Origin of the sequence: Agromyces sp. NPDC058484 (assembly GCF_042720415.1) — a bacterium.
Classification (GTDB): domain Bacteria; phylum Actinomycetota; class Actinomycetes; order Actinomycetales; family Microbacteriaceae; genus Agromyces.
Genome location: NZ_JBHXMP010000027.1, coordinates 1 through 20,331 on the forward strand (window position 1 = coordinate 1; position 20,331 = coordinate 20,331).

General features: G+C 70.6%; 21 protein-coding genes, 1 tRNA gene and 1 rRNA gene. 20 read left to right on the forward strand and 3 right to left on the reverse strand.

Features of this window, described 5'->3' with window-relative positions; genetic code table 11:
• From rrf to ACFWN7_RS16970, 18 genes are all read left to right on the forward strand, one after another.
• A 5S ribosomal RNA gene (gene rrf / locus ACFWN7_RS16885) occupies positions 1 to 88 on the forward strand; the annotation flags it as partial.
• A 607-nt stretch (positions 89 to 695) separates the two neighbouring features.
• Entirely contained in the window at positions 696 to 1,577 is an 882-nt protein-coding gene (locus ACFWN7_RS16890) for a hypothetical protein (protein ID WP_376940025.1), read from the forward strand.
• A complete protein-coding gene (locus ACFWN7_RS16895) occupies positions 1,574 to 2,608 on the forward strand; it encodes an HAD-IIA family hydrolase (protein ID WP_376940026.1) in 1,035 nt (344 codons plus the stop codon). Before ACFWN7_RS16890 ends, ACFWN7_RS16895 begins: the two co-directional genes overlap by 4 nt.
• A 71-nt stretch (positions 2,609 to 2,679) precedes the next feature.
• Complete coding sequence (locus ACFWN7_RS16900; protein ID WP_376940027.1) at positions 2,680 to 2,925, forward strand: hypothetical protein; 246 nt, start codon at positions 2,680 to 2,682, stop codon at positions 2,923 to 2,925.
• Between the two features lie 2 nt (positions 2,926 to 2,927).
• The gene (locus tag ACFWN7_RS16905; protein ID WP_376940028.1) at positions 2,928 to 3,737 is read left to right on the forward strand and encodes a TlyA family RNA methyltransferase; all 810 of its coding nucleotides are present in this window, start codon (positions 2,928 to 2,930) and stop codon (positions 3,735 to 3,737) included.
• A complete protein-coding gene (locus tag ACFWN7_RS16910; RefSeq protein WP_376940029.1) occupies positions 3,692 to 4,648 on the forward strand; it encodes an NAD kinase in 957 nt (318 codons plus the stop codon). Before ACFWN7_RS16905 ends, ACFWN7_RS16910 begins: the two co-directional genes overlap by 46 nt.
• 11 nt (positions 4,649 to 4,659) lie before the next feature.
• Positions 4,660 to 6,360 (forward strand): DNA repair protein RecN, encoded by a 1,701-nt coding sequence (gene recN / locus ACFWN7_RS16915; RefSeq protein ID WP_376940030.1) that lies wholly within the window; start codon positions 4,660 to 4,662, stop codon positions 6,358 to 6,360.
• A 40-nt stretch (positions 6,361 to 6,400) separates the two neighbouring features.
• On the forward strand, positions 6,401 to 8,206 hold the full coding sequence (locus tag ACFWN7_RS16920; RefSeq protein ID WP_376940031.1) for a CTP synthase: 1,806 nt from the start codon (positions 6,401 to 6,403) through the stop codon (positions 8,204 to 8,206).
• Positions 8,199 to 8,876 (forward strand): NUDIX domain-containing protein, encoded by a 678-nt coding sequence (locus ACFWN7_RS16925; protein WP_376940032.1) that lies wholly within the window; start codon positions 8,199 to 8,201, stop codon positions 8,874 to 8,876. Before ACFWN7_RS16920 ends, ACFWN7_RS16925 begins: the two co-directional genes overlap by 8 nt.
• Positions 8,873 to 9,778: a site-specific tyrosine recombinase XerD gene (xerD, locus tag ACFWN7_RS16930; protein WP_376940033.1), complete on the forward strand. Its 906-nt coding sequence runs from the start codon at positions 8,873 to 8,875 to the stop codon at positions 9,776 to 9,778. The genes ACFWN7_RS16925 and xerD overlap by 4 nt, the downstream gene beginning before the upstream one ends.
• 57 nt (positions 9,779 to 9,835) lie before the next feature.
• Entirely contained in the window at positions 9,836 to 10,723 is an 888-nt protein-coding gene (locus tag ACFWN7_RS16935) for a ParA family protein (protein WP_376940034.1), read from the forward strand.
• A gap of 25 nt (positions 10,724 to 10,748) precedes the next feature.
• On the forward strand, positions 10,749 to 11,594 hold the full coding sequence (locus tag ACFWN7_RS16940; protein ID WP_376940035.1) for a segregation and condensation protein A: 846 nt from the start codon (positions 10,749 to 10,751) through the stop codon (positions 11,592 to 11,594).
• Positions 11,584 to 12,297: an SMC-Scp complex subunit ScpB gene (locus tag ACFWN7_RS16945; RefSeq protein WP_376940036.1), complete on the forward strand. Its 714-nt coding sequence runs from the start codon at positions 11,584 to 11,586 to the stop codon at positions 12,295 to 12,297. The genes ACFWN7_RS16940 and ACFWN7_RS16945 overlap by 11 nt, the downstream gene beginning before the upstream one ends.
• A complete protein-coding gene (locus ACFWN7_RS16950) occupies positions 12,290 to 13,102 on the forward strand; it encodes a pseudouridine synthase (RefSeq protein WP_376940037.1) in 813 nt (270 codons plus the stop codon). Before ACFWN7_RS16945 ends, ACFWN7_RS16950 begins: the two co-directional genes overlap by 8 nt.
• The gene (locus ACFWN7_RS16955; protein ID WP_376940038.1) at positions 13,099 to 14,181 is read left to right on the forward strand and encodes a prephenate dehydrogenase; all 1,083 of its coding nucleotides are present in this window, start codon (positions 13,099 to 13,101) and stop codon (positions 14,179 to 14,181) included. The genes ACFWN7_RS16950 and ACFWN7_RS16955 overlap by 4 nt, the downstream gene beginning before the upstream one ends.
• 2 nt (positions 14,182 to 14,183) lie before the next feature.
• Positions 14,184 to 14,876, forward strand: a complete 693-nt coding sequence (gene cmk / locus ACFWN7_RS16960; RefSeq protein ID WP_376940039.1) for a (d)CMP kinase — start codon at positions 14,184 to 14,186, stop codon at positions 14,874 to 14,876.
• 78 nt (positions 14,877 to 14,954) lie between these two features.
• Entirely contained in the window at positions 14,955 to 16,475 is a 1,521-nt protein-coding gene (gene der, locus ACFWN7_RS16965) for a ribosome biogenesis GTPase Der (protein WP_376940040.1), read from the forward strand.
• Between the two features lie 8 nt (positions 16,476 to 16,483).
• Positions 16,484 to 17,464 (forward strand): CHAD domain-containing protein, encoded by a 981-nt coding sequence (locus ACFWN7_RS16970; protein WP_376940041.1) that lies wholly within the window; start codon positions 16,484 to 16,486, stop codon positions 17,462 to 17,464.
• Positions 17,465 to 17,497: 33 nt separating this feature from the next.
• Here the strand turns inward: ACFWN7_RS16970 and ACFWN7_RS16975 are convergent, their stop codons facing one another.
• The 3 genes from ACFWN7_RS16975 to ACFWN7_RS16985 form a co-directional block, all read right to left on the reverse strand.
• On the reverse strand, positions 17,498 to 17,941 hold the full coding sequence (locus ACFWN7_RS16975; RefSeq protein ID WP_376940042.1) for a nitroreductase/quinone reductase family protein: 444 nt from the start codon (positions 17,939 to 17,941) through the stop codon (positions 17,498 to 17,500).
• A gap of 138 nt (positions 17,942 to 18,079) precedes the next feature.
• Positions 18,080 to 18,703 carry a GNAT family N-acetyltransferase gene (locus ACFWN7_RS16980; RefSeq protein ID WP_376940043.1) on the reverse strand — a complete coding sequence of 208 codons (624 nt, stop codon included), beginning with the start codon at positions 18,701 to 18,703 and terminating at the stop codon, positions 18,080 to 18,082.
• A gap of 130 nt (positions 18,704 to 18,833) precedes the next feature.
• Positions 18,834 to 19,349, reverse strand: a complete 516-nt coding sequence (locus ACFWN7_RS16985; protein ID WP_376940044.1) for a hypothetical protein — start codon at positions 19,347 to 19,349, stop codon at positions 18,834 to 18,836.
• Between the two features lie 207 nt (positions 19,350 to 19,556).
• Here ACFWN7_RS16985 and ACFWN7_RS16990 point away from each other — a divergent pair.
• Positions 19,557 to 19,633 (forward strand) — tRNA-Pro (locus tag ACFWN7_RS16990).
• 417 nt (positions 19,634 to 20,050) lie between these two features.
• The gene (locus tag ACFWN7_RS16995) at positions 20,051 to 20,248 is read left to right on the forward strand and encodes a hypothetical protein (protein ID WP_376940045.1); all 198 of its coding nucleotides are present in this window, start codon (positions 20,051 to 20,053) and stop codon (positions 20,246 to 20,248) included.
• Positions 20,249 to 20,331: the final 83 nt, after the last annotated feature.

The window sequence follows — 20,331 nt, forward strand, 5'->3', positions numbered from 1 at the left end:
CGGACACATTCCGAACCCGGAAGCTAAGACTCGCAGCGCCGATGGTACTGCAGGGGCGACCCTGTGGGAGAGTAGGACACCGCCGGACATTCATTGAGGAGTGGCCACCCACCGTGCTCGATTGCGAGCGCTGGCGGGTGGCCATTTCTCGTTTAACGGGCCGCTGCAAGGTCGGCCGCAGTACGGTTGAGTCCGATGAGGACTCCACACACGACGGGACAATCGTGAGCGATTCCAAGGACGACGCCGACAACCGGGATCGGCCGAAGCGGAATGAGCGGGCGGGTGAGCGATCGCAGGGTGGCGGTCGCGGCGCACCTGCTGGACGGTCACGCGGGGAGCGCTCGTCGAGGCGACCTCACGGTGACCGGGATGCGAAGCGTCCGCACACGGGCGGTGGTGAGAGGCGATCGTACGGTGATCGGGATGCGAAGCGGCCGTATGGTGATCGGGATGCGAAGCGTCCGTATGGTGATCGGGATGCGAAGCGTCCGTATGGTGATCGGGATGCGAAGCGTCCGTATGGTGATCGGGATGCGAAGCGTCCGTATGGTGATCGGGATGCGAAGCGTCCGTACGGCGGCGCCGGCCGTGGGAGCGATCACCGTCGCGGCGGTGCCAGGGGTGGACGCCCGGATGCGCGCCCGACACAGCGCGACGAGCCCCGTGAGACTCACGGCGCTGCCGATCTCGCGGTGCGCCCGCGTCATGACGACCCCGAGATTCCCGAGCGCATCGAGGCGCGCGATCTCGACAAGGGCGCCCGCGCCGAACTCAAGACGCTGAGCAAGGACAACGCCGACTGGGTCGCGCGGCATCTCGTGGCGGCATCCGAGCTGCTCGATGACGAGCCCGGACTCGCGCATCGGCATGCGTTGTCGGCCGCACGCCGCGCCGGCCGCATCGCGGTCGTGCGGGAGACGCTCGCCATCACGGCGTACGCCACAGGCGACTTCGGCCTCGCGCTACGCGAGCTCCGCACGTACCGACGCATCTCGGGCAGCAACGACCAGCTGCCGCTCATGGTCGACAGCGAGCGTGGCGTCGGGCGTCCCGACCGGGCACTCGAGGTCGGTCGCGCCGTCGACCGCGCCGAGCTTCCCGCCGCCGTGCAGGTCGGCCTCGCCATCGCGATGTCGGGCGCACGGCTCGACCTGAACCAGCCCGAGCTCGCCCTCGCGGAGCTCGAGATTCCGCAGCTCGATCCCGATCGCGCGTTCTCGTACAGCCCGGCGCTGTTCTCCGCGTACGCCGAGGTGCTCGAGGAGCTCGGCCGGACTGCGGACGCCGCGCCCTGGCGGGCCCGCGCAGCTCGGGCCGAAGAGGCGCTCGCCGGACCCGCCGAAGCGGAGCTCGTGGAGATCTTCGAGGTCGAGGTCGAGGGAAGCGACGAGCCCGAGGCATCCGAATCGAGTGGGCCGATCGCCGCACTCGAGCTCGCCGACGACGTCGACGACCCGGGCGCCGTGCTCGAGGACGACGTCGCTGCGGTGCTCGCCGAGGGCGAGACCCTCGAACAGCAGGGCGCCGCGGCATCCGAGGGCGACGACGAAGGGGAACGAGGACCCGCTCGATGAGCCCGTTCCGCGCGAGGAGAGACGCGTCGACGCCGCTCGACGGGATCGACGCAGTGTTCGCCGACCTCGACGGCGTCGTCTACGCCGGCCCCGGCTCTATTCCGCACGCGGTGGAGAGCCTCAACCGTACGAAGGGCGACCGGGCGGTCGGGTACATCACGAACAACGCCTCGCGAAGCGATGCATCCGTCGCCCGTCACCTCGCCGAGCTCGGGCTCGAGGTCGTGCCCGACGACGTGGTGACCTCGCCACAGGCGGCGATGAGGCTGCTCGAGGAGAGGGTGGAGCACGGTGCGCTCGTCTTCGTCGTCGGCGGCGAGGGCATCGTCTCCGAACTCGAGAAGCGCGGCTACCGGGTCACGCGGTCGGCCGACGACGGTCCGGCGGCCGTCGTGCAGGGGTTCGCCCCCGAGGTGGGCTGGCGCGAGCTGGCCGAGGCGTCGTTCGCGCTGAACGCGAACGGCGGCCCGGATGCCGCGGGGTCCGGCATCCCGTGGATCGCCACCAACATGGACTGGACCATCCCCGTGGCGCGCGGCATCGCGCCCGGCAACGGCACCCTCGTCTCCGCCGTGCATACTGCGGTCGGACGGTTCCCGGTCGTCGCGGGAAAGCCCGAGACGCCGATCTTCGAGGAGGCGAAGCGTCGGTTCGGCGCCGATCGGCCGTTGGTCGTCGGCGATCGTCTCGACACCGACATCCTCGGTGCGAACCGGGCGGGCATGGCGAGCGCCGTGGTGCTCACCGGGATCGACCGTGCGAAGCAGCTGCTCGCGGCCGATGCGAAGAGCCGGCCCGACTTCATCCTCGGCGACCTTCGCGGCCTCCATGAGACGTACCCGGCCGTCGAACCGGTGCGAGGCGGAGCAATGCAGGTCGGCGGCGCGCGGGTGCGCGTCGAGGGCAACCGCGTCGAGATCCTCGCGGACGGCGACGGCGGCCTCGACCTGCTTCGCGCGGCCTGTGCGGCGATCTGGAGCTCTGGCACGGCCATCCACGCGCTCGACGTGCCGGCACGGCTGTACTCCTGAACGCGCGCCTTGCCGAGCGGCGCCTCGCTCGTCACCTCCACCGGCGTCGTCGGTCGGGGTAGCGTGGTCGGGTGAGCACTGACGAGGAGCCCCCCACGGCCGATGCGGCCGAGCCTGCCGAGGTGAGCGATTCGACGGATGCCGCGGGCGCGCCCGACTCCGAGCAGGCGGTCGGCGCGGCATCCGCCGACACGATCGCCGAGCTCGGCGATATCGAATCGAGACCGCTCGCCGAGCGCGCGCCCCGATACCAGGAGCTCGCCGACCGGCTGCGCACCGAGCTCGAGCATTCCGACCCGTCGCGCGGTTCGAGTTGACGATGCCCGAGCAGCGGCTCGATGCCGCCCTCGCCGCGCGCGGCCTCGCGCGTTCGCGCACCCATGCCGCGACGCTCATCGCGGCAGGTGTCGTCACGGTCGACGGGCGACCCGCGGTGAAGCCGGCGCTCAAGGTCGGCGACGCGGCCGAGATCGAGGTCGCGGCATCCGACCACTATGTGAGCCGCGCGGCGCACAAGCTCATCGCCGCGCTCGATGGATTCGCGGTCGACCCCGCAGAGCGGGTGGTGCTCGACGCCGGCGCATCGACCGGCGGATTCAGCCAAGTGCTGCTCGAACGGGGAGCACGCACGGTACTCGCGGTCGACGTGGGGCACGGTCAGCTCGCCCTCGAGTTGGTCGGCGCTGCCCGGCTCGTGCTCGTCGAGGGCTGCAACGTGCGGAACCTCGACCGCGGCTCGCTCGCGGCGCTCACGGGCGTCTCGGAGCCGCCGTCGCTTGTGACCGCAGACCTCTCGTTCATCTCGCTCACGACCGTGCTGCCCGCGCTCCGAGCCACCGCGGCAGATGACGCCGAGTTCGTGCTGCTCGTGAAGCCGCAGTTCGAGGTCGGACGCGGCGGCGTGCGAGAGGGCGTCGTCCGCGATGCGGCACTGCGGTCGGAAGCGGTCGCGAACGTGCTCTGGGCGGCATTCGACCTCGAGCTGGGCACCGCGGGCGTCCTGTCCTCCCCAATCGCCGGCAGTCACGGCAACCGCGAGTACCTCGTGCATCTCAGCGCGTCGCGCGGCGTGAATCCGACAGAATGGATGCGTCGGGTGGAGCAACTGGCAGGAGGCGCGAACGCGTGAACGACCCACGGCACTTCCTCGTGGTCTCCCACACCGGCCGCCAGTCCGCGCTCGAGGCGACGGGCGAGGTGTGCTCGCAGCTGCTCGCCGCCGGCGGAATTCCCGTGATCGCCGCCGAGCACTGGGACGAGGTGCACGCCTTCGTGCCCGAGCTCGACGGTGCGGTGAAGCGTTTCGAGGAGGTCGATCCGCACGTCATCGAGCTCGTGATCGTGCTCGGCGGCGACGGCACGATCCTGCGCGCCGCCGAGCTCACCCGCGACATCCCGGTCGCCCTCCTCGGCGTGAACCTCGGTCACGTCGGGTTCCTCGCAGAGAGCGAGCGCGACGATCTCGGTTACACCGTGGCCCGTGCGCTCGCCCGCGACTACGCCGTCGAGGAGCGCATGACGCTCTCGGTGCGCGCGAAGGTCGGCGACGAGGTCGTCTACGAGAGCTGGGCGCTCAACGAGGCCAGCGTCGAGAAGGCCGAGCGCGAGCGCATGCTCGAGGTCGTCGTGGAGGTCGATCGACGGCCGCTCTCGTCGTTCGGGTGCGACGGCATCGTGATGTCGACGCCCACGGGCTCTACCGCCTACTCGTTCTCGGCCGGCGGCCCCGTGGTGTGGCCGAGCCTCGAGGCGTTGCTGCTCGTGCCGCTCAGCGCGCACGCGCTCTTCGCACGCCCGCTGGTCGTCGGCCCCGAATCGTCGCTCGCGGTCGAGATCCTGCATCGCACCGAGACGGCGGCGGTCATCTGGTGCGACGGCCGCCGTACCTTCGACCTCCCGCCCGGCGCGCGCGTCGTCGTACGGAAGTCGCCCGTGCCGGTCCGCCTGGCACGGCTCCACGAGGCGCCGTTCACCGACCGGTTGGTGAACAAGTTCCAGTTGCCCGTCACGGGCTGGCGAGGGCCCGTGGGCCGTGAGTGAGGGGGGCGGCCATGATTGAAGAACTCGGCATTCGCGACCTCGGCGTGATCGCCGAAGCCACCCTGCCGCTCAGCGCGGGCTTCACCGCGGTCACCGGTGAGACCGGTGCCGGCAAGACGATGGTCGTGACCGCGCTCGGGCTGCTGCTCGGTGCGCGCGCCGATACCGGCGCCGTGCGCTCGGGTGCGAGGCAGGCGTGGGTCGAGGGCCGCTGGCTCGTGCCAGACGACGGCGCCATCGCAGAGCGGGTGGCCGAGACCGGCGGCGAGGTCGAGGCGGGCGAGCTGCTCCTCGGCAGATCGGTCTCGGCAGAGGGGCGGAGCCGCGCGGTCGTCGGCGGCCGGAGCGCGCCCGTCGGCGTGCTCGCAGAGCTCGGCGACGAGCTCGTCGTCGTGCACGGTCAGGCCGACCAGCAACGGCTGCGATCTGCCGTCGCCCAGCGTGAAGCGCTCGACCGGTTCGCCGGAGCACCGCTGCAGGCGGTCATGGCCGACTATCGCGAGGCGTTCGACGCGTGGCGCGCCGACTCTGCCGAGCTCGATCGACTCCGCGAGGCGCACGATGCCCGCGCCCGGGAGGCCCAGGAGCTCCGCGAGGCGCTCGACGAGGTGGAGGCGGCCGACCCCCGGCCCGGCGAAGACGTCGAACTCGCCGAGCGCGCCGACCGGCTCTCGAACCTCGAAGACCTGCGCATCGCCGCGGCGCAGGCACGGGCGCTCGTCTCTGCCGAAGACCTCACCGACGGCGCGCCGGACGCCATCGCCCTCGTCGACAGCGCCCGCCGCCACGTCGAGCGCGTCATCGACCATGACGCGGAGCTTGCACCGATGGCCGAAGCGCTGCGGAGCGCCGGCTTCCTGCTGGCGGATGCCGCGACCGAGCTGGCGGGCTACCTCGCGGGGCTCGACGCCGACGGCGTCCGCGAACTCGAGGTCGTGCAGGAACGCCGTGCGCTGCTCACCTCACTCGTGCGCCGACACGGCGGCACGCTCGACGAGGTGCTGGAGTTCCGGCGCACGGGCGGGCTCAGGCTGATCGAGCTCGACGGCGACGACGAGCGCATCGAGGTGCTCGAGGCATCCGTCGCCCGACTGGCAGGCGACGTCGACCGCCTCGCGGGCCGGCTCACCGAACTCCGCACCGACGCGGCCGAGCACCTCGCCGCGGCCGTGACCGCCGAGCTCGGCGCACTCGCGATGCCCGACGCGCGGCTGAGCGTGAGCATCGACGCCGAGCACGAGCCCACGGCGCACGGGCGCGATCAGGTCGCGATCCTGCTGCAGCCGCACCCGGGCACCGAGCCGCGGCCCGTCTCGCGCGGGGCATCCGGCGGCGAGCTCTCGCGCGTGATGCTCGCGATCGAGGTCGTCATCGCCGGCAGCGACCCCGTGCCGACCTTCGTGTTCGACGAGGTCGACGCGGGCGTCGGCGGCGCCGCCGCGATCGAGATCGGCCGGCGCCTCGCGCGGCTCGCCGAGCGCTCGCAGGTGATCGTGGTGACACACCTCGCCCAGGTCGCGGCGTTCGCGTCGAACCACCTCAGCGTCGTGAAGGGGACCGACGGGCAGGTGACGTCGTCGAGCGTCAGACAGCTCGCGGGTCGCGAGCGGGAGGCCGAGATGGCGAGGCTCCTCTCGGGCCTCACCGACTCCGAGAGCGGCCTGGCACACGCCCGGGAACTGCTGGAGATCGCATCCGACCGGGCTGCGTGACGGCGGCGGCCCTCGGCCGTCATGGAGCGGCGTCGATCCGATGCCGGATGAGGATCAGGAGGAGGCTCGCGTGGGGCATGTCGGCGTGGATGACGGCGATCGTGGCTTAGACTATAAGCCCGTGGTGGATGAACGCGGCAGAGCGCTTTCGAGCGCAGACATTTCGAACCCTGAGCCTTCGGGCGGCGAGACCAAGCACATCTTCGTGACCGGTGGTGTCGTCTCCTCGTTGGGCAAGGGACTCACGGCGGCGAGTCTCGGCAACCTCCTGACGGCCAGGGGCCTCAGAGTGGCCATGCAGAAGCTCGATCCATACCTCAACGTCGACCCGGGCACGATGAACCCGTTCCAGCACGGCGAGGTCTTCGTGACCGACGACGGCGCTGAGACCGACCTCGACATCGGTCACTACGAGCGGTTCCTCGACATCAACCTCAGCCAGGCCGCCAACGTCACCACCGGCCAGATCTACTCGACCGTGATCGCCAAGGAGCGCCGCGGCGAGTACCTCGGCGACACCGTGCAGGTCATCCCGCACATCACCGACGAGATCAAGCGCCGCATGCGGCTGCAGTCGACCGAGACTCCCAAACCCGACGTCATCATCACCGAGATCGGCGGAACCGTCGGCGACATCGAGTCGCAGCCGTTCATCGAGTCCGCGCGTCAGGTGCGCCACGAGCTCGGCCGCAAGAACGTCTTCTTCGTGCACGTCTCGCTCGTGCCGTTCATGGGCGCGTCGGGTGAGCAGAAGACGAAGCCGACGCAGCACTCCGTGGCCACGCTGCGCTCGATCGGCATCCAGCCCGACGCGCTCGTGCTGCGCAGCGACCGCCCCGTGACGGACGCGAACAAGCGCAAGATCGCCCTCATGTGCGACGTCGACGAGGGCGCCGTCGTGAACGCCGTCGACGTTCCCTCGATCTACGACATCCCCACCATGCTGCACGACCAGGGCCTCGACGCGTACATCATCGACGCGCTCGGCCTCGATGGGCGGGCGGCCGACGTCGACTGGTCGGGCTGGAGCGCGCTGCTCGACGTCGTGCACGAGCCCAAGCACGAGGTCACGATCGGGCTCGTCGGCAAGTACATCGACCTCCCCGACGCCTACCTGTCGGTGACCGAGGCGCTCCGAGCCGGCGGCTTCGCGAACGACACGAAGGTCGACATCGAGTGGATCCCGTCCGATGAGTGCCGCACGCCCGAGGGCGCGCAGAAGCATCTTGCAGGCCTCGACGGCATCTGCGTGCCCGGCGGGTTCGGCGTGCGCGGCATCGAGGGCAAGCTCGGCGCCCTGCGGTTCGCCCGCGAGAACGGCCTCCCGGCGCTCGGTCTCTGCCTCGGCCTGCAGTGCATGGTCATCGAGTACTCGCGCAACGTCGCAGGGCTCGACGGCGCCTCCTCGAGCGAGTTCGATCCCGACACCGCGTTCCCGGTCATCGCGACGATGGAGGAGCAGGTCGAGATCATCGCGGGCGGCGACCTCGGCGGCACCATGCGCCTCGGCCTCTACCCGGCGAAGCTCGACGAGGGATCGATCACCGCTGAGCTCTACGGGGCCACCGAGGTCTCCGAGCGCCATCGCCACCGCTACGAGGTCAACAACTCCTACCGCGACCGCATCGCCGAGGCCGGCCTGGTGTTCTCGGGCATGTCGCCCGATCGTCACCTCGTCGAGTTCGTCGAACTCCCGCGCGACGTGCACCCGTTCTACGTCGGCACGCAGGCCCACCCCGAACTCCGCAGCCGCCCGCGGCACGCGCACCCCCTGTTCCGCGGACTCGTCGGGGCGGCGCTCGAGCGGCAGCAGGCGAGCCTGCTGTTCGACGTCGCCAATGGCTGAGCCTGTAGAACATCTCGAGCCCCGCGAGCCGGTCGGGCCCCTCGCCGACGACCCCGTCGGGCTCCCGCTGATCGCGAGCGAGCGCGTGTTCGAAGGACGCATCTGGGACATCCGTCGCGACACCTTCGAACTCGGCGGCCAGTCGCTCGTGCGCGAGTACGTCGACCACCCCGGCGCGGTCGCCGTGCTCGCCCTCGATGAGGCCGATCGGGTGTTCGTCATCCGGCAGTACCGGCATCCGGTTCGCTCGCGCGACTGGGAGATCCCCGCCGGACTCCTCGACGTCGCCGATGAGGATCCCGTAGTGGCGGCGCGGCGGGAGCTCGCCGAGGAGGGCGACCTCGAGGCATCCGAGTGGGCCGTGCTGAGTGACTACTTCACGACGCCGGGCGGCAGCGACGAGGCGATCCGCATCTTCCTCGCCCGCGGTCTCACGCCCACGAGCGAGGCGTTCGACCGCGAGGCCGAGGAGGCGCACATGGAGACCCGCTGGGTCGACCTCGACGAGTGCGTCGACGCGGTGCTCGCCCGACGAGTGCAGAACCCGTCGCTCGCCATGGGCGTGCTCGCGGCAAACGCCGCACGGGCACGCGGCTGGCAGACCCTCGGTCCTGCGGATGCCGCGTGGCCGGGTCGCTCCCGACCCCGCGAAGAGCCTGCACCGCGATGACCCCCACCGCGTCCGTGGAGGGGTACCTGCGGCACCTCTCGGTGGAACGCGGCCTCGCCCGCAACACGGTCGCGTCGTACCGGCGCGACCTCGGCATCTACGCCGACTGGCTCGCCGCAGGCGGCTTCGACGGCCTGGGCGCGGTGCGCGAGCAGGATCTCGCCGACTTCATGCGCTTCCTCGGCGCCGAACGACAGCCGCCGCTCGCGACCTCGTCGATCGCACGCGTGCTCTCCGCCGTGCGCGGCCTGCACCGCTTCCTCGCCGAGGAGGGGGCCATCGCAGCGGATGTCTCGCGCGAGCTGCGCCCGCCGAAGCTGCCGATGCGACTGCCGAAGGCCATCCCCGTCGAGGAGGTCGAGGCGCTCATCGCGGCCGTCGGCGGTGAGGAGCTGCACGAACTCCGCGACACCGCGCTGCTCGAACTCCTCTACGCGACGGGCGCGCGCGTCTCCGAGGCCGTGTCGCTGAACGTCGACGACCTCGTCGACGACGAGGTCGTGCGCCTGCTCGGCAAGGGCGGCAAGCAGCGGATCGTGCCGCTCGGTTCGTATGCGCGACGGGCCATCGACGCGTACCTCGTGCGTGCGAGACCGGCGCTGTCGGCGCGCGGCACGTCGACGCCCGCCCTGCTTCTCGGGCTCCGGGGGCGGCGGATGTCGCGGCAGGCCGCATGGGACGTGATCCATCGCGCGGCCGAGCGGGCCGGGCTCGCGGCATCCGTCTCACCGCACACCCTGCGCCACTCGTTCGCGACCCACCTGCTCGAGGGCGGAGCCGATGTGCGCGTCGTGCAGGAGCTTCTCGGGCACGCCTCGGTCGCCACCACCCAGATCTACACGCTGGTCACAGCCGATACACTCCGGGAGATGTACACGGCTGCCCACCCCCGTGCTCGCTAGAATCGACCAAGCACTCGCACCGACAGAGGTTCGCAGGACGCAGGAGAGAGACCACACGTGACTCACCAGACGCACGACCCGGCGGACGGCATCGCAACGCTCTCTCCCGAGGTCGGTCCGACAGGGCGTCCCCTCCGCGAGTTCCCCGAGCCGAAGCGACTGCGCTCGCACGGCCCCGCCCGCATCGTCGCGCTCTGCAACCAGAAGGGCGGCGTCGGCAAGACGACCACCACGATCAACCTCGGGGCGACCCTCGCCGACTACGGCCGGCGCGTGCTCGCCGTCGACTTCGACCCGCAGGGCGCGCTCTCGGCGGGCCTCGGCGTGCAGACCCACGACGTGCCGACGGTGTACGACCTGCTGCTCTCACGCCAGCTCGACCCGGCCGACGTGATCCAGAAGACCGCCGTCGAGAACCTCGACGTCATTCCCGCGAACATCGACCTCTCGGCGGCCGAGGTGCACCTCGTGACCGAGGTCGCCCGCGAGCAGATCCTCTCGAGCGTCCTCCGCCGCGTCGCCGCCGACTACGACGTGATCCTCATCGACTGTCAGCCCTCGCTCGGGCTCCTCACCGTGAACGCACTCACCGCGAGCCACGGCGTGGTGATACCGCTCGAGTGCGAGTACTTCGCGCTGCGGGGCGTGGCGCTGCTCATCGAGACCATCGACAAGGTGCGCGACCGCCTGAATCCCGCGATCGAGCTCGACGGCATCCTCGCGACGATGTACGACGCACGCACGCTGCACTCGCGCGAGGTGCTCGAGCGGGTCGTCGACGCGTTCGGCGACAAGGTGCTCGAGACCGTCATCACCCGCACGGTGAAGTTCCCCGATGCGACGGTCGCGGCGACCCCGATCACCGAGTTCGCCCCCGAGCACCAGGCGTCGAGGGCGTACCGGCAGCTCGCGAGGGAGCTGGTATTCCGTGGCGCGGTCGCCTGAGGCCGTACCGGCTGCGGGAGGTGGCGTGCCCGGCGCGACGGTGCCGGTCGATGGTGGCGCCGTCGATGACGGGGCAGCCGAGGCATCCGGCACCGGGTTCAGGGTCGCCCTCTCGAACTTCGAGGGCCCGTTCGACCTGCTGCTGTCGCTGATCGCGAAGCACGAGCTCGACATCACCGAGGTGTCGCTCTCGGCGGTGACCGACGAGTTCATCTCGTACCTGCGCGGACTCGATTCGGCCGAGGAGCTCGATCGCGCGTCGGAGTTCCTCGTGGTGGCGGCGACCCTGCTCGACCTCAAGGTCGCGGGGCTCCTGCCGCAGGGCGAGCTCGTCGACGCCGAGGACGTGGCGCTCCTCGAGGCGCGCGACCTGCTGTTCGCGCGCCTGCTGCAGTACCGCGCGTTCAAGGAGGCGTCGCGGTGGCTCGCGTCGCACCTCGAGGTGGAGGCCTCGCGGCATCCGCGGCTCGTGCGACTCGAGGAGCGGTTCCGGCAGCGCGAGCCCGAGCTCAGGTGGACGCTCAGCGCCGAGGACTTCGCGGCGATCGCGACGCTCGCCCTGACGCCGCGGGAGATCCCCGTCGTCGGGCTCGGGCACCTGCACGCGCCGCTCGTGTCGATCCGCGAGCAGGCCGCGCACGTCGTGGCCGTGCTGCGGCGAGGCGATCCCGTGACCTTCCGCGAGCTCATCGCCGGCATCGGGCAGCCCGGCGTGGTCGTCGCGCGGTTCCTCGCCGTGCTCGAACTGTACCGGCACGCCGCGATCGGCTTCGAGCAGGTCGAACCGCTCGGTGAGCTGACACTGCGCTGGACCGCCGAGTCGTGGCAGGACGAGAACCTCGAGAGCCTGGGGGCCGACTATGACGAATGAGACGGATGCCGCGGGCGAGGTCGATGGCGGCGCCGGACCCGAGCTGTCGATCGTCACGCCGCTCGACGTGCCGGGGCAGCCGCGACTGGACCTCGACCGTGCGCTCGAGGCGATCCTCTTCATCGCGGACGAACCGCTGAGCGTCGTGCACCTCGCCGCGGCCGTGGCGCGTCCGCTGGCCGAGGTGCGCGCCGCGATCGCGCGGCTTCGGGCCGACTACGACGGCACGGGCACGTCGGGGGAGCCGCGCACGGATGTCGCCGACGAGCAGCCCGCGGCACGCGGCATCCCTTCGACGAGCTCAGGGCACCGCCGTCGCGGCTTCGAACTGCGCGAGGTCGGTGGCGGCTGGCGCTTCTACGTGCGTGCCGAGTACGACGCCCTGGTCGCCGACTTCGTGCTCACCCAGTCGTCGACGAGGCTCTCGCAGGCAGCCCTCGAGACGCTCTCGGTGATCGCGTACAAGCAGCCGATCTCGCGCTCGTCGATCGCGTCGATCCGGGCGGTCAACGTCGACTCGGTCGTGCGCACGCTGCTCGGTCGCGGGCTCATCACCGAGGTCGACACCGACGCCGAGACCGGTGCGATCCTGTACGGCACGACTGGGCTGCTGCTCACGAACCTCGGCATCAACTCGCTCGACGAGCTGCCGCACATCTCGCCGTTGCTCGACGACGGCCAGGAGGGATTCGACCTTGACTGACGCGAACGACCGCGGCGCGGACTCGACCGAGGGCGTGCGTCTGCAGAAGGTGCTCGCGGCTGCGGGTGTGGCGAGCCGGCGCCTCTCGGAGCAGCTCATCGTCGAGGGGCGAGTAGAGGTGAACGGGCGGGTCGTCGCAGAGCTCGGCAGCCGCATCCATCCCGCGACCGACCTCGTCGCGGTCGACGGCGTCGCCGTGCAGCTCGATCCCGCGAAGCGCTACTACATGCTGAACAAGCCGCGCGGCGTCGTCTCGTCGATGCGCGACGAGCAGGGCCGCCCCGACCTCACGCGGTTCACCGACGAGCTCGAGGAGCGCGTCTTCAACGTCGGGCGCCTCGACGCCGAGACGAGTGGGCTGCTGCTGCTCACGAACGACGGCGACCTCGCGCATGTGCTCGCGCACCCGTCGTTCGGCGTCGAGAAGACATACATCGCCAAGGTGCGCGGCAGGATCACCCCGCAGACCCTGCAGAAGCTCAAGCAGGGCATCGAGCTCGAGGACGGGCTGATCAGGGCCGACCGGGCGAAGCTCCTGCAGCGGCAGGGCGACGACCGGCACTCGATCGTCGAACTCACCCTGCACTCCGGCCGCAACCGCATCGTGCGCCGAATGCTCGACGCCGTGGGGCATCCGGTCGTCGACCTCGTGCGCCGCAGCTTCGGACCTCTCAACCTCGGCACCCTCCGATCGGGAGCCATGCGGGAGTTGACTAAGGTGGAACTCGGCCAATTGCTCACGATCTCCCGCGCCGCCGACACTGCTCGGCTTGGCGACGCCGGGTCGAACGAAAGGGACTCGTGACCGAATCACGCCTGATCGGGCCGGTGCGCATCGTCGGCGTCGGCCTCCTCGGCGCCAGCATCGGGCTCGGCCTCCGGGCGAAGGGCATCGACGTGATCCTCGCCGACGCGTCGCCGACGCATGTCGCGATCGCCGTCGATCTCGGCGCCGGCCGCCCTGCCGAGCAGGCCGATGCGCCGCAGCTCATCGTCGTCGCAGTTCCGCCCGACGTGACTGCGTCGGTCGTCGCCGCCGAGCTGGCGGCATTCCCCGATGCGATCGTGACGGATGTCGCGAGCGTGAAGGCCGGCATCCTCGACACATTGCGCGAGGCCGGCGCCGACGTCTCGAGGTACATCGGCTCGCACCCGCTCGCCGGACGCGAGCGCGGGGGGCCGCTCGCCGCTCGCGCCGATCTCTTCGCAGGGCGCCCGTGGGTCGTCGCGGCGCACGACGCGATCACCTACCAGCGGGCGGGCTCCATCGACGACCTCATCCTCGACCTCGGAGCGACCCTCGTCGAGATGACGCCCGAAGACCACGACCGCGGCGTCGCGCTCATCTCGCACGTGCCCCAGGTCGTCTCGAGCATTATGGCGCGGCGACTCATCGACGCCCCCAATGCGGCGCTCGGGCTCGCCGGACAGGGTGTGCGCGACGTGACCCGCATCGCCGCGAGCGACGCCGACCTGTGGGTGCAGATCCTCGGCGCGAACGCCGTACCGGTGCGCGACATCCTCGTGGCGTACCGCGACGACCTCGATCGCTTCATCGACGCGCTCGCCGACCCTGCGGCTCCCGGGGCACGGCGCCGGGTGGCCGAGGAGCTCACCGGCGGCAACACCGGCGTCGAGCGGCTTCCGGGCAAGCACGGCACCGACAAGCGGTTCACGACGGTCATCGTGATGGTCGAGGACCGGCCGGGCGAACTCGCCCGGCTGCTCGCCGAGATCGGCGAGATCGGCGTGAACCTCGAAGACCTCAGACTCGAGCATTCGCCCGGCCGCCAGGTCGGCCTCGCCGAGATCGCCGTGCTCCCCGAGGCGGCGGATCGACTCACGAACGAGCTGGCCGAGCGCGGCTGGCGGATCGCAGGCTGAACGTGAACGCATCACCCGTGCACCCCTTCGTCGTCGCCGTCGACGGTCCGGCCGGCAGCGGCAAGTCGAGCGTCTCCCAGGCGGTCGCGCGTCGACTCGGGTTCGGGTTCCTCGACACGGGTGCCGCGTACCGGGCGCTGGCGTGGCACGCGGCGGCATCCGGAGTGGAGACGGATGACGCGGCATCCGTCATCTCGTGTCTCTCGAGCTTCGCGGTCCGCATCGGCACCGACCCGGCCGGCTACGCAGTGCACGTCGACGACGTGGACGTGACGACGGCGATTCGCGACCCCGGGATCTCCGCGGTCGTGAGTCGCGTCGCGCGAGTGCCCGAGGTGCGCACGCACCTGATCGAGCTGTTCCGCGGCATCATGGCGGCAGAGCAGACGCCCGGCATCGTCGTGGAGGGCCGCGACATCACGACCGTCGTGGCCCCGGATGCCCCGGTTCGGATCCTGCTCACCGCGTCGGAGGAGGTTAGAATAGCGAGGCGCTCCGCGGAACTCGTCGGCGATCAGGCGCTCGCCGCGGGCGAACAGCTTCACCGGCGCGATGCGGCGGACTCCAAGGTCGTCGACTTCATGACCGCTGCCGAGGGCGTGATCACCGTGGACTCGACCGAGCTCGACTTCGACCAGACCGTCGATGCCGTGATCGGCGTGATCGAGTCCGCTCGCGCCGCGGCCGTCGAATAGCCGCTCGGCGGCCGGCATCCCGGGGCCCGGCAGCCGGGAGCCCGGGCCGCGAGCCGCAGACTTTCCAGAGGAGACACCATGACCGACCAGCAGGGCGAGTACGACGACGAGGCGATCATCGACGACGACGAGCTCGCGGAGCGACTCGCCGATGTCGACGACGACCTCGCCGAACAGCGCGCCGCCGCCCTTCGGTCGGGGCTCTCCGATTACGAGCTCGACCAAGACGACCTCGAGGTGCTCGAGATCTCGGAGGAGGGCGAGGAGGGCATCCGCTACCTCCCCGCGCTGCCCGTCATCGCGATCGTCGGCCGGCCGAACGTCGGCAAGTCGGCCCTGGTGAACCGCATCCTCGGCCGCCGCGAGGCCGTCGTCGAAGACACCCCGGGCGTCACGCGCGACCGCGTCTCGTACAAGGGCGACTACCTCGACCGCCGCTTCACGCTCGTCGACACCGGCGGCTGGGAGCCCGACGCGAAGGGCATCGACGCGTCGGTCGCCGCGCAGGCCGAGGTCGCGATCGACCTCAGCGACGTGGTGCTCTTCGTCGTCGATGCGACGGTCGGCGCGACATCCACCGACGAGCATGTCGTGCGACTCCTCCGCAAGACGAAGAAGCCGGTCTTCCTCGTGGCGAACAAGGTCGACGACGCCCGCCAGGAGCCCGAGGCGACGGCGCTCTGGAACCTCGGCCTCGGCGAGCCGTACCCGGTCTCGGCGCTCCACGGGCGCGGTGTCGCCGACATGCTCGAAGAGGTCTTCAAGGTGCTGCCGCAGGTGTCGGCCGTCGCGAAGGACGAGTTCGGCGGCCCTCGCAGGGTCGCGATCCTCGGCCGCCCGAACGTCGGCAAGTCGAGCCTGCTCAACAAGGCCGCCGGCGAGGAGCGCGTCGTCGTGAACGAGCTCGCGGGCACCACCCGCGACCCGGTCGACGAGCAGATCGAGCTCGGCGGCAAGATCTGGCGGTTCGTCGACACCGCCGGCATCCGTCGTCGCGTGCACTTGCAGCAGGGCGCCGACTTCTACGCCTCGCTGCGCACCCAGGCCGCCCTCGAGAAGGCCGAGGTCGCGGTCGTGCTGCTGGATGTCTCGCAGCCGATCTCCGAACAGGACGTGCGCATCATCGACCTCGTGCTCGAATCGGGCCGAGCCCTCGTGCTGGCGTACAACAAGTGGGACCTCCTCGACGACGACCGTCGCCGCTACCTCGAGCGCGAGATCGAGCAGGACCTGCACCATGTGTCGTGGGCGCCGCGGGTCAACATCTCGGCTCGCACCGGCCGTCACCTCGAGAAGCTCGTGCCCGCCCTCGAGCTCGCGCTCGAGTCGTGGGACACCCGCATCGCCACGGGCAAGTTCAACGCGTTCCTCACCGAGCTCACGCAGGAGCATCCGCACCCCGTGCGCGGCGGCAAGCAGCCCCGCATCCTGTTCGGCACGCAGGCCGCGAGCCGCCCGCCGACATTCGTGCTCTTCACCACCGGCTTCCTCGACCCCGGCTACCGCCGGTTCATCCAGCGGCGCCTGCGTGAGATCTACGGGTTCGAGGGGTCGCCGATCGTCATCAACATGCGCGTGCGCGAACGCCGGCAGCGATAGGCGAGCGGATGTCGCGGTCGAGCGCAGGGTCGGAGGCAGACCTCGACGCCGGCACCGCGATCGTCGCAGCCTTGCGTGCGATCGGCGAACGACTCGACACGCTCGAACCGGCGTCGCTCGCCGACGAGCCCGACGCGGTGCACCAGCTGCGCACGCACGTGCGGCGGCTCCGGAGCGTGCTCGCCGTCTACGCGTCGGTATTCGACCCGTCGGTCGCGGCGGCGCTGCGTCGAACGTACGGGGCGTTCGGGAAGGAACTCGGCACCGTGCGAGACATCGAGGTGCGGGTGCAAGTCGCGGAGCGCGCGCTGACGGAGGCGTCTGGGGCGAACCGGGGATCCGAGGCATCCGATGCGGCCGCCTCGGTCTCGGACACGGCTTCGGCTTCGGCGCCTGCCGAGGTCGCCGCGGCGCGGGCGCGGCTCATCGCTGACGAGCTCGAAGCACACCGGCTCGCGCACGCACGCTTCGCCGAACGACAGCGGATGCCGCGTGCTGTCGCTCGTCGCGCGGCACTCGCCGCATTCCTCGCCGCTCCGCCCTTCACGTCGCTCGCCTCTGGACCCGCCGTCGACGTGCTCGGCGACCTGCTGCAGCGGGAGGCGCGACGGGCCGGCGAGCGCGCCGATCGCATCGACTCATCCACCGGCGCGGAGGAGCTGCACCGCGTGCGCAAGGCCGGCCGCCGGCTACGATACGCGTCGGAAGCCGTGACCGAGGAGCCTGTCACGCTGTTCGGCGACGGTGCGCGGGCCCTCGCCCACGTCGGTGAGCGCCTGCACGACGTGCTCGGCGACCACCGCGACGAGGTGCTGTTCGCCGAACACGTGCGGCGAGCAGCCGCGCACGCCGCACACGCCGGCGAGCCCGTCGGCCTGCTGGCCCGCCTCGCCGAGGCTGCCGAGCGACGCGCGGCCGGCCGGCTCGACGAACTCCCAGCCGTGATCGAAGACCTGCGGGACGCCGGCCAGGAGTGGGCGTTTCGCTGATCGAGCGACCGATGAGGCCGCTCGGCTCTGCTGTCAGTCGTGCGGCTCGCAGATGACGAGCGGGATCTGGCGGGTCGTCCGGCGCTGGTAGCCCGCATAGCCCCGATAGGCGGCGACGACCCTCGGCCACAGCTCGGCGCGCTCGGTGGCGTCGGCGGTCCTCGCGGTCATCGGCCGCGTCGTTCCGTGCATGGTGAGCTCGACCTGCGGGTCGGCGACGAGGTTGCGGTACCAGCCGGGGTCGCGGTCGGCACCGCCCTTCGACGCCACGAGCACGACGCGCTCGCCGTCGATCACGGGCGCCGACAGGACCACGGCCCTCGGCCGTCCGCTGCGCCTGCCGGTCGTGTGGAGCTGCACGATCGGCATGCCCACGATCGCTGCGCCGAGGCGCCATCGGCTCAGCTTCAGGAGCGCGGCGTGGGTGCGCGAGAGGGCACGGAACCAGAAATCGGAGAACCGCCCACGACGCGTCATCGCGCGTTCCCTGAACCCATGCCGCGCGCTGCCGGAACCATGCAGGGAGTACACCACGGAAGCCTGAGTTCGGATTGAGCGCGCGCGGGCGTGGGCACGGGCCGGCGTAGGCACGGGTCGGAGTGAGCGATGCGCGCGTCAGTCGCGCAGCCGGCGTTCCATGATGACGCGGTGGGGCTTCGGGCGGGCGACCTCGGTGAACCCGGCGTGCTGGAACATCGTGACGGTGCCGGGGAACAGCTCATCGGGCGGCGTCTTCTCCCGTACGGCGGGATCGACCGCGTAGCCCTCGACGAGGGTGGCGCCGTTCGACCGGGCGAACTCGACGGCGGCCTCGGCGAGTGCCCGCCCGACACCGCGCTTACGGTGCGCCCGCGGCACGACGAAGCACGTCACCGCCCAGATGCCCGCCTCGTCGAAGTCGGGATGCCGAGTGCTGCCCGCGATGATGCGACTGTGCGGCAGTCGCGGCAGGTTCGCGCGGGGTTCCACTGCGCACCAGCCCACCGGGGTGTCGCCATCGTAGGCGATGAGGCCGCGACCCGGGCCGGGCTCCGTCAGTTGCGCCGCGAGCCGGTCGCGAAGCGCCTCGTCGCCGATGCCGCGCCATTCGGTGCCCGGAATCAGGTACCACTGGCACCAGCAGTGCGCGGGGTCTCCCTTCGTGCCGAAGACGGCCTCGACGTCGGCGAACGGCGACTCTGTCGCGGGCACGATGCGGAATTCGGTCGGCACGGATGCCTCGTTCACTTCGGTGTGCATGGCTCACACGTTAGCGGCGGCATCCGACAGCTCGTCTTGGCTGCAGCGAGCTCGACGGCATGGAGAACGACCCGCGGGCGTTCGTGGACGAGGTGCGCAACCACCTCTGAACGCCCGCGGGTTCGTGATGTCAGGCGCGCGCAGCGCCGTTGGTGGCGGGCTCGCCGGTGGCAGGCGGGGTCACAGCGGGCTCGGCAGTGGCAGGCTCGACCGTGGGCTCGGTGACCGCGGGGTCGGCCTTCGCGGTCTCGCTCGCAGCGGATGCCACGACCGGGGGCTGCTCGTCGGCCGCACCATACGTGCCGTCGAACGTGTCGTCGTCGAGCTCGTCCCCGTCCTCGGAGACCTCGGAGATGGGGGCCGCGGTCGCCGCGATGACGGCCGCGGCGCGGTTGCGGGCGTGCGTCGCGAGCGCGATGAACACGCCGATGACACCGGCGACGAGGAGGAATCCGCCGATCGTGCTCTGCGTCTGCAGGTTGAGGAAACGCAGGTAGTCGGAACCTCCGGAGTTGTAGAAGTCGGCCTGCGCGGTGTTGCCTGCCTGCAGGAACCAGTACCCGAACGCGGCGACCGCGACGGAGACGGCCCACAGCACGATGAGCGGGATGTTCAGCGCGGAGCGGGTGGTGGTGGCTTTCGGCAAGGGATTCCTCCAGGGAGATTCGGTTCGCGGATGTCGCCCGCGGATCGCCAGGCGTACGCGGCCGTGTTCGGCCTCGTCGAGCCTAGGGGTGCGAGCTATGCGGCGGGTATGGATTCTCTGGGCGCGACCTCGGTGGCCGGCGTGCACGAGCACTCCGACCGATGCCGCTATGATGGTCAAGTTGTCTTCCGAGCAATCGGATGCCATCGGGATGTGGCGCAGCTTGGTAGCGCACCTGACTGGGGGTCAGGGGGTCGCAGGTTCAAATCCTGTCATCCCGACCAATAAAGCCCCGGTAGATCACAAGATCTGCCGGGGCTCTTCCGTTGCTGGATAGTGGCAACCCCTCCAAAAACCCCTTCTTCTGTAGACGTGCTGACGTTCGATCTTTCGACATTCTCGGCGTGTCGCGCTGACGCATTGTCGTAAGTCTGTTCTGTGCTCGTTGAGGGATTCTCTATCCCCTTCAAGTGCCCCACGGTGGGCCGTTTGGAGGTAAGAATCACGAATCGCGCAGTTTGCACTCGGTGCAAGAAGTTCGCCCCGGTGAGCAGCAAAGGGCTGCTTGCCAACCATCAGGACGCGACAGGTCGTCGTTGTCCCGCCACAGTTCTCCCGCAGTCGATGCCTTCGAGCCGCCGCCGATCGCCAAGTCGGGGCGAACGCATACAACTCGAGAGCCTGCGCTGCCCACGCTCGGGATGCCGCCCGAGTTCTGGGATCCGAACCACAAGCCCGGGCCGCCGATCGTACCGACGTGGCAGCGGAAGGGGTACCTCTCGGCTGAGGAGTGGTTGGCAGCCATCGAGAAGGATCAGCCCAAGTCGATCTACGTGCCGAAGCTGCCTCGCATCAGGATCGTGAGCGGCGGGCTGCCCGGTCTCGGTCGTCGTCGCTGATAGGTCATGAGAGGGGTGTTCCCTCGATCGAGGCTGACTTGGCCGGCGTGTGGGAAGGTGTCAACGTGGAGCACGCGCAGCGC